Source organism: Variovorax davisae (assembly GCF_030316845.1).
GTDB classification, from domain to species: Bacteria; Pseudomonadota; Gammaproteobacteria; order Burkholderiales; family Burkholderiaceae_C; genus Variovorax; species Variovorax davisae.
This window is the reverse complement of sequence record NZ_JASZYS010000006.1, coordinates 292,960-306,304: the sequence shown is the minus strand read 5'-3', so window position 1 is coordinate 306,304 and position 13,345 is coordinate 292,960. Positions and strand designations below refer to the sequence as shown.

General features: G+C 68.8%; 16 protein-coding genes. 1 reads left to right on the top strand and 15 read right to left on the bottom strand.

Going from position 1 to position 13,345, the window contains the following annotated elements:
* Positions 1–5: 5 nt before the first annotated feature.
* The 10 genes from QTI33_RS16380 to QTI33_RS16335 all read right to left on the bottom strand — a co-directional run bounded on the left by QTI33_RS16380 (position 6) and on the right by QTI33_RS16335 (position 8,106).
* The gene (locus QTI33_RS16380) at positions 6–1,325 is read right to left on the bottom strand and encodes a M16 family metallopeptidase (RefSeq protein WP_286507159.1); all 1,320 of its coding nucleotides are present in this window, start codon (positions 1,323–1,325) and stop codon (positions 6–8) included.
* A gap of 3 nt (positions 1,326–1,328) precedes the next feature.
* Positions 1,329–1,586: a helix-turn-helix domain-containing protein gene (locus tag QTI33_RS16375; RefSeq protein ID WP_286507158.1), complete on the bottom strand. Its 258-nt coding sequence runs from the start codon at positions 1,584–1,586 to the stop codon at positions 1,329–1,331.
* A gap of 295 nt (positions 1,587–1,881) precedes the next feature.
* Positions 1,882–2,172 carry a hypothetical protein gene (locus QTI33_RS16370; RefSeq protein WP_286507157.1) on the bottom strand — a complete coding sequence of 97 codons (291 nt, stop codon included), beginning with the start codon at positions 2,170–2,172 and terminating at the stop codon, positions 1,882–1,884.
* A gap of 224 nt (positions 2,173–2,396) precedes the next feature.
* Positions 2,397–3,512: an FAD-dependent monooxygenase gene (locus QTI33_RS16365; RefSeq protein WP_286507156.1), complete on the bottom strand. Its 1,116-nt coding sequence runs from the start codon at positions 3,510–3,512 to the stop codon at positions 2,397–2,399.
* Positions 3,513–3,528: 16 nt separating this feature from the next.
* Positions 3,529–4,629: an ABC transporter substrate-binding protein gene (locus QTI33_RS16360; protein ID WP_286507155.1), complete on the bottom strand. Its 1,101-nt coding sequence runs from the start codon at positions 4,627–4,629 to the stop codon at positions 3,529–3,531.
* Between the two features lie 18 nt (positions 4,630–4,647).
* The gene (locus QTI33_RS16355; RefSeq protein WP_286507154.1) at positions 4,648–5,529 is read right to left on the bottom strand and encodes an ABC transporter permease; all 882 of its coding nucleotides are present in this window, start codon (positions 5,527–5,529) and stop codon (positions 4,648–4,650) included.
* Between the two features lie 28 nt (positions 5,530–5,557).
* Positions 5,558–6,358, bottom strand: a complete 801-nt coding sequence (locus tag QTI33_RS16350) for an ABC transporter ATP-binding protein (protein ID WP_286507152.1) — start codon at positions 6,356–6,358, stop codon at positions 5,558–5,560.
* Positions 6,355–7,146, bottom strand: a complete 792-nt coding sequence (locus tag QTI33_RS16345; RefSeq protein ID WP_286507151.1) for an alpha/beta fold hydrolase — start codon at positions 7,144–7,146, stop codon at positions 6,355–6,357. The genes QTI33_RS16350 and QTI33_RS16345 overlap by 4 nt, the downstream gene beginning before the upstream one ends.
* On the bottom strand, positions 7,143–7,544 hold the full coding sequence (locus QTI33_RS16340; RefSeq protein WP_286507150.1) for a VOC family protein: 402 nt from the start codon (positions 7,542–7,544) through the stop codon (positions 7,143–7,145). Before QTI33_RS16340 ends, QTI33_RS16345 begins: the two co-directional genes overlap by 4 nt.
* A gap of 7 nt (positions 7,545–7,551) precedes the next feature.
* Complete coding sequence (locus tag QTI33_RS16335) at positions 7,552–8,106, bottom strand: GAF domain-containing protein (RefSeq protein WP_286507149.1); 555 nt, start codon at positions 8,104–8,106, stop codon at positions 7,552–7,554.
* A 74-nt stretch (positions 8,107–8,180) separates the two neighbouring features.
* On the opposite strand from QTI33_RS16335, the gene QTI33_RS16330 reads away from it, so the two are divergent.
* On the top strand, positions 8,181–9,152 hold the full coding sequence (locus tag QTI33_RS16330; RefSeq protein WP_286507148.1) for a LysR family transcriptional regulator: 972 nt from the start codon (positions 8,181–8,183) through the stop codon (positions 9,150–9,152).
* 36 nt (positions 9,153–9,188) lie between these two features.
* Here the strand turns inward: QTI33_RS16330 and QTI33_RS16325 are convergent, their stop codons facing one another.
* Genes QTI33_RS16325 through QTI33_RS16305 form a run of 5 tightly spaced genes read right to left on the bottom strand, consistent with a single transcriptional unit; the run spans position 9,189 to position 13,344 of the window.
* The gene (locus QTI33_RS16325) at positions 9,189–10,064 is read right to left on the bottom strand and encodes an alpha/beta hydrolase (RefSeq protein ID WP_286507147.1); all 876 of its coding nucleotides are present in this window, start codon (positions 10,062–10,064) and stop codon (positions 9,189–9,191) included.
* Positions 10,064–10,777 (bottom strand): ABC transporter ATP-binding protein, encoded by a 714-nt coding sequence (locus QTI33_RS16320; protein WP_286507146.1) that lies wholly within the window; start codon positions 10,775–10,777, stop codon positions 10,064–10,066. Before QTI33_RS16320 ends, QTI33_RS16325 begins: the two co-directional genes overlap by 1 nt.
* Positions 10,761–11,504 (bottom strand): ABC transporter ATP-binding protein, encoded by a 744-nt coding sequence (locus tag QTI33_RS16315; protein ID WP_286507145.1) that lies wholly within the window; start codon positions 11,502–11,504, stop codon positions 10,761–10,763. The genes QTI33_RS16320 and QTI33_RS16315 overlap by 17 nt, the downstream gene beginning before the upstream one ends.
* On the bottom strand, positions 11,501–12,460 hold the full coding sequence (locus tag QTI33_RS16310) for a branched-chain amino acid ABC transporter permease (RefSeq protein WP_286507144.1): 960 nt from the start codon (positions 12,458–12,460) through the stop codon (positions 11,501–11,503). Before QTI33_RS16310 ends, QTI33_RS16315 begins: the two co-directional genes overlap by 4 nt.
* Positions 12,460–13,344 (bottom strand): branched-chain amino acid ABC transporter permease, encoded by an 885-nt coding sequence (locus QTI33_RS16305; RefSeq protein ID WP_286507143.1) that lies wholly within the window; start codon positions 13,342–13,344, stop codon positions 12,460–12,462. The genes QTI33_RS16310 and QTI33_RS16305 overlap by 1 nt, the downstream gene beginning before the upstream one ends.
* Between the last annotated feature and the right edge of the window lies 1 nt (position 13,345).

Genomic DNA, 13,345 nt, shown 5'->3' with positions numbered 1-13,345 from the left:
CGGCGCTAACCGGCGCCGGCGACCAGCCGCGCTGCCAGCTGCCGCGCGCCTCGCGCGCTGGCGCCCTTGCCCGTGATCGCCAGCGCCGGCGGATGGGCCAGCATCCGCTCGAAGACCGCCCGCACTTCCTCCGCGCGGATGTCGTCGATCATGGCGATCGCTTCGGCCATCGGCATCGCGGCCGCGCTGGCGAAGAGCTCTTCGACGGCCTGCTCCATGGTGGCGTAGGTCCGCTCGCCGGCGCGCACCCGGGACACGGTCAGCTGGTTCTTCGCCCGCTCCAGGTGCACCGGGTCGATGGTCGCGGCCTGCGCACGCAGCAGGTCGCCAGTCGCCGCCACCAGCGCGTCGAGCTTGTCCGGCGTGGTGACCGCATGCACCACGAAGTTGGCCCAGACGTCCCCGCTGTCGATCGTGGAATGGGCCGTGTAGGCCAGGCCGAGCTGCTCCCGGACGGTGTCGACCAGGGGCGCCGACATCCCGCCTCCGAACAGGTTGGCCGCCAGCGCTGCCGCAAGGCGCCAGCGCTGCTGCGACATCTCCTGCGGCCGCGCGGGCGCCAGCGGATAGGCGATGTTCAGGAACACCTGCGACACCTGCGTGAAGCGCCGGGCCATGGCATGACCGACGTACTTGGCGGGCGCCGGCGGCACGGGTCGCTCGGCCGACGGGGGCATCGCCGCAAAGAGTTCCCCGGCGAGCGCCACCCAGGCGTCGACGTCGAAGTTCCCGGCCGCAGCGACGACGGTCTTGTCCGCGACGTAGTGGGACTGCACGTGGCGCAGCAGGTCGTGCCGGGTGAAAGCTTCGATGTTGGCGACGGTGCCGATCACGGGCATGCCCATCGGGTCGTCGCCCCAGATCGCGCGGTCGAGCAGGTCGCTGGAGCCATCCTGCGGATCCTCCTCGTACTCGATGGCTTCCTGGCGAATCACGTCCAGTTCGCGCTGCAGCTCGGTGTCGGGAAACGTGCTGTTCAGCACGATGTCGGCCGTCATGCGCAGCAACTGCTGCGCGTGACGGCCCAGGCCGGTCATGAAGTAGCCGGTGGTGTCCTTGCCGGTGAACGCGTTGACGTCCGCGCCCAGCCGCTCCGCATCCAGGTTGATGGCCTGCACCGAGCGGCTGGTGGTCCCCTTGAACGCCATGTGCTCCAGCACATGGCCGATGCCATTGCTGAGCGGCGTCTCGTCGCGGGAGCCCACGCGCAGGAACACGCCCACGCTGGCGCTCTGCACCTGGGGCATGGGAATGGCGAGCAGCCGCACGCCGTTCGCCAGCGTGTGCAGGGCGATGGTGGGGCGCTTCGCCGGCAGCCGGTCCATGGCTCAGCGTCCTTCCGGCAGCTGCAGCCTGGCGCCGATGCCATACAGCGCGAGCAGGCCCAGCACGTGCCCGATGGCCACGCCGGGCTCGCCCGCTTCGATGCGGCCGATGGTTTGAACATGCACCCCCAGCCGCGCGGCCGCGGCGGCCTGGCCCTCCCCCGCCGCCGTTCGGGCCTGCCTTGCCGCTGCCCCGAACGCCCGGATGGATTGCAGGGCGTCGCCGCCGATGTCTGCCGAGATGCGCTTGCCTTGGGTCATGGGTGCATTGTCGCCGCGCCCGCGGCCTGCGCGGCAGGGAGCAAGGCGACGCCGCGGCGAGCGGCGGCCGGCATCAACGATGGGCGCTGTGAACCAACGCGCTGCGCGAGAGAAAACCCGCGACGGCGTCCTTGACCATTTCCGGAGGTGTCACGGGGCCCATGTGACCCGATTCACCCAGCGAGTCCGGCGCGAAGACGTGAAAGCCCGGGGCCAGGCGATCCATCAGTGGCGCCGCTGCGAGGAAGCGCTCGCGTTCGAGTGGACGCACACCACGCCGGGTCCGCTGCCCGCCTCACGCACACTGGGAATCAGGGCTGTCATGGCTGCTCCTGGCAATGCGGCTCAGCTGCCGCACCATCGCGACCTCGGGCAATTCGTGCGCCGCGGTCCCGCTGCAGGCGAGCGTCACCTGCGAGGGAGAGGAAACCGGTTGCGGATTCAGGACCAGAACGATCGCGCTCGCGAGCGCTGCGATGGCCACGCCCAGCGCCATCAGCGGCTTTTGCAGACCCCGCAGGGTGGCGGTGGCGCCTGGGCGCCCGGGAGCGTCGGTCCGTGCCAGTGGCTGATGGATGGCGTTCATGGTCGGTCTCCTGAAGAGCGGTGCATCCTCTGCGTCCGCAAGTCCCTGTGGGTCCGATCATGGCCTGGGGGGGGCCGGCTGTCTGTGCGTTTCGGCACACCGGAGAACATCCAGAGGGCGGCGCGCGGGTGCTCGAGCAGCATCGGGGGCACAGCGGCATCGGCGTCTGGTGGGTCGAGCGCATCGAAGACTCCGCGCTGTTGCAGGTGCGGCATGCCAGCGTCCTAGGCGGCGCACGCAAAGGCCCGGAAACGCGCGTTGCGCGCGTCGAGCGCCTCCTGCGTCGCAGGCACCATGATCGGCGCACCTTCGTGGGCGAATGCCTGGCACTGTGCCACATAGGGGCGCAGGCGCTCGTGATAGGCGGGGGAGGCCGCGCCCATGTCGCCGCCGTGCTCGGTCCACGTGGTCGCCAGGATCTCCGCCGACACCATCGCGAGCGTGGTCCCCATGCCCGACAGCAGTGCAGCGCAGTGGCCCGCGTCGCCGATGACCGCGACATTGCCCTTGATCCAACTCGGCATGTGGGTCTGGCTGACCGAATCGAAGTAGAAACCCTTGGCGGCGGGATCGATGAATGCCGCGCGCAAGGCGGGCACCTGCCAGGCATCGACGCGGGAGAGCAGCTGGCTGATCAGCCTGCGGTGCGCTTCCGGATCGCGGAAGTCGTAGTCGATCTCGGCGCTGGCGGCGAGCATCAGCGCCTGCGGACCGTCGCCCGCATCGCGCACGGCGATCGTGAGGCCCGGGACATTGAGCATGCCGCGCTCCCAGTCCCGCTGCGCCGGAAGATCGACGAGCGCGACGTAGTAGCCGAAGTGCCGGACATAGTCCTTCTCGGGCCCGAAGGCGAGCTTGCGCACGTTGGAATGAAGGCCGTCGGCACCGACCACGAGGTCGTAGCGGGCCTTCAGGCCGTCCGCGAAAGCGACGTCCACGCCGCGCGCTCCGTCGGCGAGCGACGCGATGGAGGCTCCGAAGCGGAACTCGACACCGTCCGGCAAGGCCTCCAGAAGGATGTTGTTGAGCCGGTCCCGGGAAATCTCGATGTCCTGGTCGGTCTCGTTGGCGAACCAGCGCAGATCGAGGGTCGCGACTTGCGTGCCCGTGCCGTCGAGCACCGGCGCCGGGCCGAGGATCGTGACCTTGCGGTCGTCGATCTTCGCCAGGATGCCCATGCGCTGCGCGGTCCCCAGCGCGCGCCCGCGGACGTCGATGGGCGCACCGCCGGGGCGCAGGCCGTCAGCACGCTCGACGACGCTCACCCGGTGACCGAGACGGGAAAACCACCAGGCAGCCGACAGGCCGGCCATGCTGGCCCCGGAAACAAGGACGTTCATGGATCTGCTCCTGTGCCTACAGCTTGAATTCCCTGGCCATCCGGACCACCGCCTGCTTGTCGAAGGCATTGATGTCGTCGATCAGCTCGTTGGTGAACAGCCGGTTCGGGTCGCCCAGCTCCGCCCCCAGCCTGGGGTTCTTGCTGGTCTCGGCCGTCATCGCGATGTTGGTCTGCCACCCGGCCAGCGACATCGCCCCCATGCGTTGATCGGGATCGTCGGGGCGGCGCATCCAGTTGTTCTTGCGGTCCTTGAGGATGAACGCCAGCTCCTTGCGCGCCTCGGCCTCGGTGCGGCCCTTGGGCCGGCTCTCGGGGTACACGGCCCAATGCAGGTCGATGCCCGCGTCCAGGTTGGCGTTGGAGAACAGCGTCGACTTGGCCAGCCCCTGGAACAGCGCGACCAGCGAGCCCCGTTCTTCCTTGAGCAGCTTGCGCGGCACGCAGAGCCAGCCCGAGCCCAGCTGCGCGAGCTTCGGCGTGATCGGCACGTAGCGCAGCGGCCCGCTCACCAGTTCGATGCGCGCAGCGGCGGTGTCGTAGGTCACCATGGCATCGACCCGGCCGGTGTCGATGGCCGAGCCGGCCAGCGCGCCGTCGCCGATGCCGATGTACTCGACCCCCTCGTCCTTCAGGCCCAGTTCGGCCAGCACGGTCTTGGTGATCACGATGCCGGGGTCGCCCTGGTTGCGCACGCCGATCTTCCTGCCGGCCAGGTCGGCGGCCGATTTGATCGGGCTGCCCGGCTTGACCACGATGACGTCGGCATTGCGCGGCAGCCATTCGTAGACGCTGACCAGGTCCATGGCGGGGTCCTTGGCCATCGCCGGCAGCAGCAGGCCCGGCACCGCGGGGCCGAAGTCCACCTGGCCGGCGCGCAGGCTCTGCATCGCCTGCACGATGCTCGACATGTTGACGTACTCCAGATCCACGCCATGCGATCTGTAGAAGTTGAGCCGAGGGTCCTGGCCCGAGGTGCAGAAGCACTGCTGCGGATCGTTGACCACGGCCGTGTTGGCCAGCTTCATGACCCTGATCTGCTGCAGCGCCCGGCTCGGCAAGCTGGCCGCGAGGCCCAGCGCGCCCAGCGCCTGTCCGATCTGACGTCGATTCAGCATGATGTACTCCTTGGTGGTTCAGCTGTTCACGGTGCGCTGCGAACTGTCCGCGGGCATCCAGTGCAGGACGCGCTGCTGCACCTGGCGCAGCGCGGCCGTGAGGGCGATGCCGATGACCGACAGCACGACCATCACCGCGAAGCTGCCTGCGCTGTCGGCCTGCGCCTCCGACTGGAGGATCAGCACCCCCAACCCGGCCTGGGCGCCCACGAACTCGCCGACCACGGCGCCCACCACGCTGAAGGCGGCCGCCATGTGGAGGCCCGCGAAGATGTAGGGCAGCGCGCTTGGAAACTTGGTGAAGCGAAAGATCTGCCAGCGCGTGGCCGACAGCGAACGCAGCAGGTCGATGCGGTCGGCCTCCACGGCCTTGAACCCGGCAATGCTCGTGACCAGCACCGGAAAGAAGGTCAGCAGGCAGATGATCATCACCTTCGAGCTGATGCCGAAGCCCAGCCAGACCACGATGATGGGCGCCAAGGCCACCTTGGGCACGCTCTGAAGGGCGGCGATGTAGGGCGAAGCCAGCGCCTCCAGCCGCGGCAACTGCGACACCACGATGCCGATCGCCAGGCCGACGAAGCTGCCCACCACGAAGCCGAGGAAGATCTCGCTGAGGGTGATGGCACCGTGATACCAGTAGCCGTCCTTGGCCATCGGCGCGGTGTTGAAGCCGTTCCACAGGGCGACCGCAATGTCGCTGACCGGCGGCAGCAGCTGCCTGGAAACGCCGAAGGCGCGCACGCCGACTTCCCACAAGCCCAGGATCGCCGCCAGCAGCAGCACGGCCTGGACCCGCGCGGCATTCCACAAAGATGGCTTGGCGCGCGACCGGAACGGCTGCTTCGCGTGTGGCGCGGATGCGGGCTCCGCGCCGGTGGAGAGGGTGGCTTGGGTCATGGCGGTGCGCTCCTCAAGTCTTTAGGCATCAGTCGAATGAAGCGGCATGCGAGAAGCGCTCGCGGATCGACGCCGTGGCCGCGGCGAAGACCGGGTCCGACATCACCGCCATCTCGCGCGGGCGCGGCAAGTCGATCGGCAGCACGCGCTCCAGCGTGCCGGGGCGTGGCGACATCACGAACACGCGGTCGCCGAGAAACACCGCCTCGGGGATCGAGTGCGTGATCAGCACCACCGTCTTGCCGCTTTCGATCCAGATGCGCTGCAGCTCCAGGTTCATGCGCTCGCGCGTCATCGCATCCAGGGCACCGAAGGGCTCGTCCATCAGCAGGATCTTCGGGTCGTGCAGGAGCGCGCGGGCGATCGAGGCACGCTGCTGCATGCCGCCGCTCAGCTGGCGCGGCAGCTTGTGCTCGAAGCCGTCGAGCCGGACCATGTGCAGCAGCTGCATCGCGCGCTCGCGTGCCTGCTTCATCGGGAGGCCGAGCACATCGGCCGGCAGCATCACGTTCTCGAGGATGGTGCGCCAGGGCAAAAGGATCGAGCTCTGGAAGACGACGCCCACGTCGCGCCGCGTGCCCCGGATCGACTGGCCGTCGAGCACCACATGGCCGGTGCCGTAGTCGAGCAGCCCCGCGAGGATCCGCAGCAGCGTGCTCTTGCCGCAGCCGCTGGGGCCCACGATGGTCACGAAGCTTCCCTGCTCGATGCTGCAGTCGATGTCCTTCAGCGCCAGGACGCCATCGCCGCCGTCGCCGAAGTGCTTCGAGAGCCCTTCGATGCGAATGTAGTCGGAGCGCCCGCGTGCGCGCTCATGGTTCGTGCTCATGGCTTGGCCCTTTCGTCGTCGAGGAAGCGGACGATGTGCCGTGCCAGCACCTGCGGCGCCTGCACCGCGGCGACATGGCCGGTCGCGGGCAGCAGCACGACATCGGCGCCGCGAATCCTGTCGGCCATCGACAGGGTGACGCCCGGCGGCACCACGCGGTCGAGCTCACCGGCCAGCACCAGCGTGGGCGCGACGATGTCGCCCACGCCTCTTTCCAGCGTGGTCTGCACCGTGGCAAGGCGCCGCGCCGAGCGCGCCGATGCAGGGCGCGCATTCGCGAACAGGCGGCGCAGCTCCGGCCGCTGCTGCAGGAAGGCCTCGGGGAAGAACCAGGTCGCCAGTTCCTCGGCGGTGGCCGGCAGGCCGCGCCGCAATTCGCCCAGGCGCCCCGCATCCGGACACAGCTCCTCGTAAGGTCTGGGCAGGGGCCAGGTGCTTCCGAGCACGAGGCGGTCGACCGAGCGTGGATGCAGCAGTGCCAGCGCCTGCGCAATCCTGCCGCCGAAGGACGAGCCGAACACGTGCGCGCGCCGCCATCCCAGTGCCTCGATGAATTGCTGCGCGTCGTTCGCCAGGTCCGCCAGCGTCGACGCTCGCTCCGGGCCTTCAGTCTCGCCGCAGTCGCGCTGGTCGTAGGCGATCACGGTGAAATGCCTCGACAGGTGCGGCACCAGCGCCGCGAACATCTGCCGCGAGGCTTCCGCGCCGTGCATCAGAACCAGCGGCGGACCGTCGCCCTCGCGTTCGAAGGCGATGCGCAGTTCGCCGGCGCGCACGAAGTTCGTCATGCGACGGTCCCTTCTTCCTGGTCCATCCAGAAAGTCATCTCGACCTTGAGGCCACGCGGATCGTGCAGAAAAAGCTGGTGAATCGCCCAGCCGGGAATCGGTGCTTCGGCGAACGGGACGCCTTGCGAGCGAAGATGGCCGCGCATCTCGTCGAGCCCGCGCGAGCGGAACGAGATGTGGTCCACATGGCCCGTGACGGGCTCGACCGGCCTGTCGGGCGTCGACAGGTGCGCGTAGAGGTGCACGATGGGTTGGCCGCCCGCGTACAGCCAGGTGCCGGGCGCGGGAATCTCCGGCCGGGCACCGACCGTGAGGCGGATCACGCGCGTGTAGAAGTCCTCGAGCGCCGGCAGTTCGTCCGGCGTGCAGCGGATCGTGAAGTGGTGCAGGGCGGTCACTGGCATCTCATATCCCCTTCGCGCCCGCCAAGCCGTAGGCGAGGCCGGGCATGGGAGGCACCCAGCGCGCAGCCGCCAGCGCCAGCAGCCGGATGCCGAAGACTTCCTCCGGCAGCCAGCGGGCGCGGGTGCCGAAGACGTTGAAGGTGGCGTAGCAGAGCGTCCCCTGCATCAACGGGACGTTGATCACGCTGCTCAGCTTGTGCAGGCGCATCTGCTCGAAGTCGTCGAAGTTCTGCGCCAGCACGTGCTCGCCCTCGCCGACGAACACGCGACCCCGCACGAAGAGGCATTCGGTCCACGGCGTCAGGGTCTTGCGCTTGGTGCCGTCGACCGGAAAGGTCGACGCCTCCGACGAATAGAAGCGCCGCAGGAGGATTTCGCCGGCCGCAGCGCGCGCGGTCGTCACGTTCTGCTGGATGCTGAAGATGCTGCCCGAAGCAATCCGTGAGCGGCAGTGGTCGATCCGGCGCAGCGCCTCGCCGGCGCTGGGTGCATCGGCCAGCGAATCCAGAAACCTCGCCGTGATGGCGGTGTTCGTCGGTGCGTTGATCGGGTCCATGAACAAAGTCTAGGACCGCGTATTCACCAAAGTGACATAATTTTTGATGACCCGATAACCTTGGAGTTATGGCCTTGCCAAGCACCCGCGATCCTGCCGCCGATCTGCTGCACGTCCTGCTCTCGCGCCTGAAGCTCAAGCAGCTGTCGCTGCTGCAGGCCGTCGACCGGCATCGCACGCTCGGGCGCGTGGCCGCCGAAATGCAGCTCAGCCAGCCGGCGATCTCCAAGGCGCTGCACGAGGTGGAGGACATCTTCGGCAGCAGGCTCTTCGAGCGCACGACCCGGGGGCTGGTGCCGACGGCAGCGGGCGATGCGGTGCTGCACCATGCACGGCGCTGGCTTGCCGAGCTCGAAGCGACCACCCGCGTGCTGACCTCGCTCGAAGCGGGCCGCAGCGGCCGCTTGCGGCTGGGCCTCACGCAGCAGGTGCCGAGGCAGCTCATGTCGGCGGCGCTCACGCATCTGCTCGACCGCTCGCCGCGCGTTTCGGTGATGGTGCGCGAAGGCACCACGGACGAGCTGGTCGCCGGCCTCCTCGCGCACGAGATCGACTGCGCCATCGGACGCTCTTACGACGGCGACGCGAGCGGCCTGCTGCAAGAGGCCATCTACGAGCAGGAGCCCTGCCTGCTGGTCGGTGCGAAGAACGTCAAGCGGCTCTCGCGCGGGCCACTGGACTGGGCACGGCTGGCGCAGCTCGACTGGATCCTGCCACCGCCCAACACGCCGATGCGCAGGACCTACAACGCGATCTTCGTGGGCGCAGGCGTGCAGCCGCCGCTTCCGATCCTGGAGACCACCTCGATCCGAAGCATGGAGATGGTGCTGCACCAGGAGCCCAACGCGATCACCATCTTTGCGCGTGACGTGGCGGCCGACATGGAGCATGCAGGCCACTGGGCCGCTCTCCCCTGGCGGCTGAGCTGGAACCTGCCGCCGGTGAGTTTCTTCACGCTGAAGGAACTCGAAGGGCATCCCGTCGTGCGATCACTGCGCGGCGTGGTGGCCGAGACCGCGCGGCGCATGAAGCAGGCCGCCGGCTGAAGGTGCTGCCAAGGCCATGTGGCGTGCCGCGCGTGGCTATCGCTCCGGTTGCAGCTGGCTTCCGATCCACTCGCACAAGGCGCTTGCGCGCTGCTCGAAGCCGAAGATCGCCGAATAGTGGTTGGCGTCCGGTTGGGGCGCGCACATCGACAGGTTGCCCGCACCGGTCCATGCGGCATGGAAAGCGGTCGACTGCCGCACGAACTCCGCGCTCTCTTCATCGCCCCAGGTCAACAGAACCGGCGTGGAACAAGCGCGAACCGAAACGAGCGGCGAGTTGCGGCGGATCACGCCGTCGTCCAGCTGTAGCTGCGGCTGCAGGTAGCTGTGGCGCAGCGGTTCCAGGTCGTACAAGCCGCTGACCAGCACCGCGGCCCGGAACGGGTCCTCGGGCAGGCCGTAGTCGTCCGACCAGCGCGTCTGCAGCGCCATGGCGGCCAGCTGGGCGCCGGCCGAGTGCCCGCCGACCGCCAGGCGCGCCGGATCCCCGCCGTGCTGTTCGATGTTGCGCAGCACCCAGGCCAGTGCCGCCCGGGTCTGGCGCGTGATCTCGTCGATGCCGACCCACGGCGCCAAGGCATAGTTCACGACCACGGTCGTGATGCCCAGCGCATGCAGGCCCAGCGCGACGCAGCTGAAATCCCCGGCCGAGAAGGCCCGCCAGTAGCCGCCGTGGATGAAGACGAAGACCGGCGCGCGGGGCTGCGCAGCCGGGAAGATGTCCAGCGTCTCGGCCAGCGTCGGCCCGAAGGGAACGCCCTGCAGGCCGGGCAAGCGCTCGCGCGCCAGCCGGCTGCGTTCGACATAGTGGCGCTGGTAGGCGCCGGGGTCGCTCAGCCCGGCCGCCGGGTTGTACTCGGCGTCGATCTCGGCCTGGCTGGCGAACTGGCGGTAGAGCATGGGTGGCTTCATCACATTCCCAGATAGGCTTGGCGGATCGCCGGATCGTCGATCAACGAGGCCGACGGCCCGTGCCGCACCACATGGCCGTCTTCCATCACGTAGGCCGTATCGGCGATCGACAGCGCCGCATAGACGTTCTGCTCCACCAGCCCGATGGTCATGCCCTGGGCACGGATCGCGCGCAGCGCGGCGAACACCTCGTCGGCCATGGCCGGTGCCAGACCCAGGCTCGGCTCGTCCAGCAGCAGCACGCGCGGCATGGACATGAGGCCGCGCGCCAGCGCCAGCATCTGCTGTTCTCCGCCGGACAGCAGGCCGGCCGGGGTGGCGCGCCGCTCCTTCAGCCGCGGGAACAATTCGTACATCAGGTCCACCCGCGCCTGCCAACCCTTGCGCGCGCGCGGCAGGTAGGCCCCGATGCGCAGGGTCTCGGCGACGCTGAAGTCCGCAAACACCAGGCGGCCTTCGGGCACCAGCGCGATGCCGTCGTCCACGCGCTGGTGGGCGAAACGGCCGGTCACGTCGGCGCCGTCGAAGCGGATGCGGCCCGAACGCAGCCTCAGCAGGCCCGCCAGCGAGCGCATCAGCGTGGACTTGCCCGCGCCGTTGCTGCCGATGATGGCCGTGATCGATCCGGCCGGGATCGCGACGTCGACCTGGTCGAGCACCTGGATCTCGCCGTAGCCGGCGCTGGCCCCGAGGGCCTCAAGCAGGGACGGCATGGCGTCGTTCTCCCAGGTAGGCTTTGATGACGCGGGGATCGTTGGCGACCTCCGCCGGCAGGCCCTCGACCACCTTGCGGCCCTCGTGCATGACGACGATGCGGTCGCTCAGGCGCATCAGCGCCTTCATCACGTGCTCGATGATGACGATGCTCAGGCCATGGCGCTGCCGCACTTCGCGGATCAGTTCTAGCGCCGCGCCCACCTCGGTGGCGTTGAGCCCGGCCAGCACCTCGTCGAGCAGCAGCAGGCGGGGCCGGGTCGCCAATGCGCGGGCGATCTCCAGGCGCTTGCGTCCCGCCAGGTTGAGCTGCGAGGCCGGCAACTCGGCCCGATCGGCGAGCCCGGTCTCGCGCAGCCATTCGAAAGCCTGTTCGCGGGCGGCGGCCGGGGACGCGATGCGGCCGCGTCCGTACATGGCAGCGACGGCCACGTTCTCCAGCACGCTCATGCCCGGAAAGGGCCGCACGATCTGGAAGGTGCGTGCCACGCCCAGCGCGTTGATGCGCTCCGGCGGCTGCCCCTGGATGGCCTGGCCTTCGAGCATGATCTGCCCCGACGAGGGTTTGACGTTGCCCGCGATCATGCTGAACAGCGTGGTCTTGCCGGCGCCGTTGGCGCCCATCACGCCGAGGATTTCTCCGGGCCTGACGTCGAAGCTGACATCGTCGACCGCCAGGTTGCCGCCATATCGGCGGGCGAGGTTGCGCACCGAAAGCAGGCTCACGCCGTCCTCCCGACGACGGCGCGACGCTTGAGCGACGCCGAACGCCGCCGGGCCCACAGGCCCGACAGTCCGGACGGCGCCAGCAGCACGAAGCCGATCAAGAGCGCGCCCAGCAGGATCATGTAGGTCTGGGGCGCCCGGGCCCACAGCAGCTCGCTCAGGAACAGGATGAAGGCCGCGCCCAGGACCGGCCCCGCGGGCCGGTCGCTGCCCCCGATGATCGCCATCGTCACGATGGTGAACGAGGTGGTCGGACTGAACAGCTGCATGGGCTCGAAATAGGTGCTGCGCAGCACGCTGAGCGCGCCCACCATCGCGGGAATGACGGCCGACACCGCGAAGGCGAGCATCTTGATGCGCGTGACGGGCACGCCCACCGTGGCCGCGGCCGTCTCGTCCTCGCGGATGGCCCGCAGCGCAGCGCCGAGGCGCGAGCGGGTCAGCCAGACGTTGAGCGCGGTGGCGGCCAGGGCCAGCCCCAGCATGGGGTAGAACAGGACGACGGTGTCGGGCGTGTCGATCAGCAGCCGACCGCCGGCGCCGAGCGATGCCTCGATGGCCACCACCACGTACTTCAGGAACTCCGAGATGCCCAGGGTCAGGATCACGAAGTAGGGACCGCGCACGCGCAGCGCCGGATAGCCCACCACCAGCGCGAGCGCCGCCGCCGCCACGCCGGCCAGCGGCAGGATCGCCACGATCGGGATCTGCTGCCAGCCCAGCGCCATGATGTAGGCGCCAAGGCCGAAGAACACCGCGTGGCCCAGCGAGATGTAGCCCGTCATGCCCGAGAACGCGACCCAGCTGCCGGCCAGGGCGACCCAGGCGCACAGTTGCGTGAGGACGCCTACGCCATAGGCACTCAGGAGCAGGGGCGACAGCGCGGCAACGCCGGTCAACGACGCGACGACCGTCAGGCCACTCTTGTCGACGGAAGAAATGACAGTGCGTGCCATCAATTGGCCTTTCGCCCGAACAGCCCCTGCGGCCGCACGAACAGAATGAGAATGAACAAGCCGTAGACCAGGATCGAGCGGTAGGCCGCCGAGGTCAGCGTCACGCCGTAGACCTCGACGAAAGCCAGCAGCAGGCTCCCCGCCACGGCACCGCCGAGCGAGCCGAGGCCGCCGAGGATGACCACCACGAAGGCCGCGATCGTGAAGGGAAAGCCGCCGAAGGGGGTCACGCTCTCGGTCATGCTGATCAGCGCCCCGGCCAGGCCGGCCAGTGCGAAGCCCAGGCAGAACACCACGAGGTTGATGCGATCGGCATCGATGCCGACCAGCGAGGCGGCGTCGCGCTGCTGTATCAAGGCCCGAATCGCGATGCCGAAGACGCTCAAGCGCAGGAAGCACAGCACCGCCAGCGTCGCGCCGGCACTGATGCCGAGGATCACCAGTCGATTGAGGGCGATCGACACGCTGCCCCACTGCACCAGCGTGTCCATGTAGCTGTAGCTGCGCGCGTCGGCCGTGAACACCAGCGACATCAGGTTCTGCAGGATGATCGAGACGCCGAAGAAGATCAGCAGCGAGTTGGCTTCCAGCCGCGCCGCGATCGCGGTGTTGCGCACCAGCCGCTTGAAGAACAGCGTGTAGCAGGCGATGCCCAGGCCCACTGCCAGCAGCATCGCACCGAAGAGCCCCAGCAGCGGGCTCAACCCGAGCAAGGTGAAGCCGCTCCAGGCCACGTACCCGCCCAGCACCATCAGGTCGCCATGGGCCACGTTGAGCAGGCGCATGGCGCCGTAGATGAGGTTCAGGCCCAGCGCCACCAGGGCGTAGGTCGATGCGAGCATCAACGCCGCCAGCAGCAGTTCGGGAGACAGGATCTGTGCCATG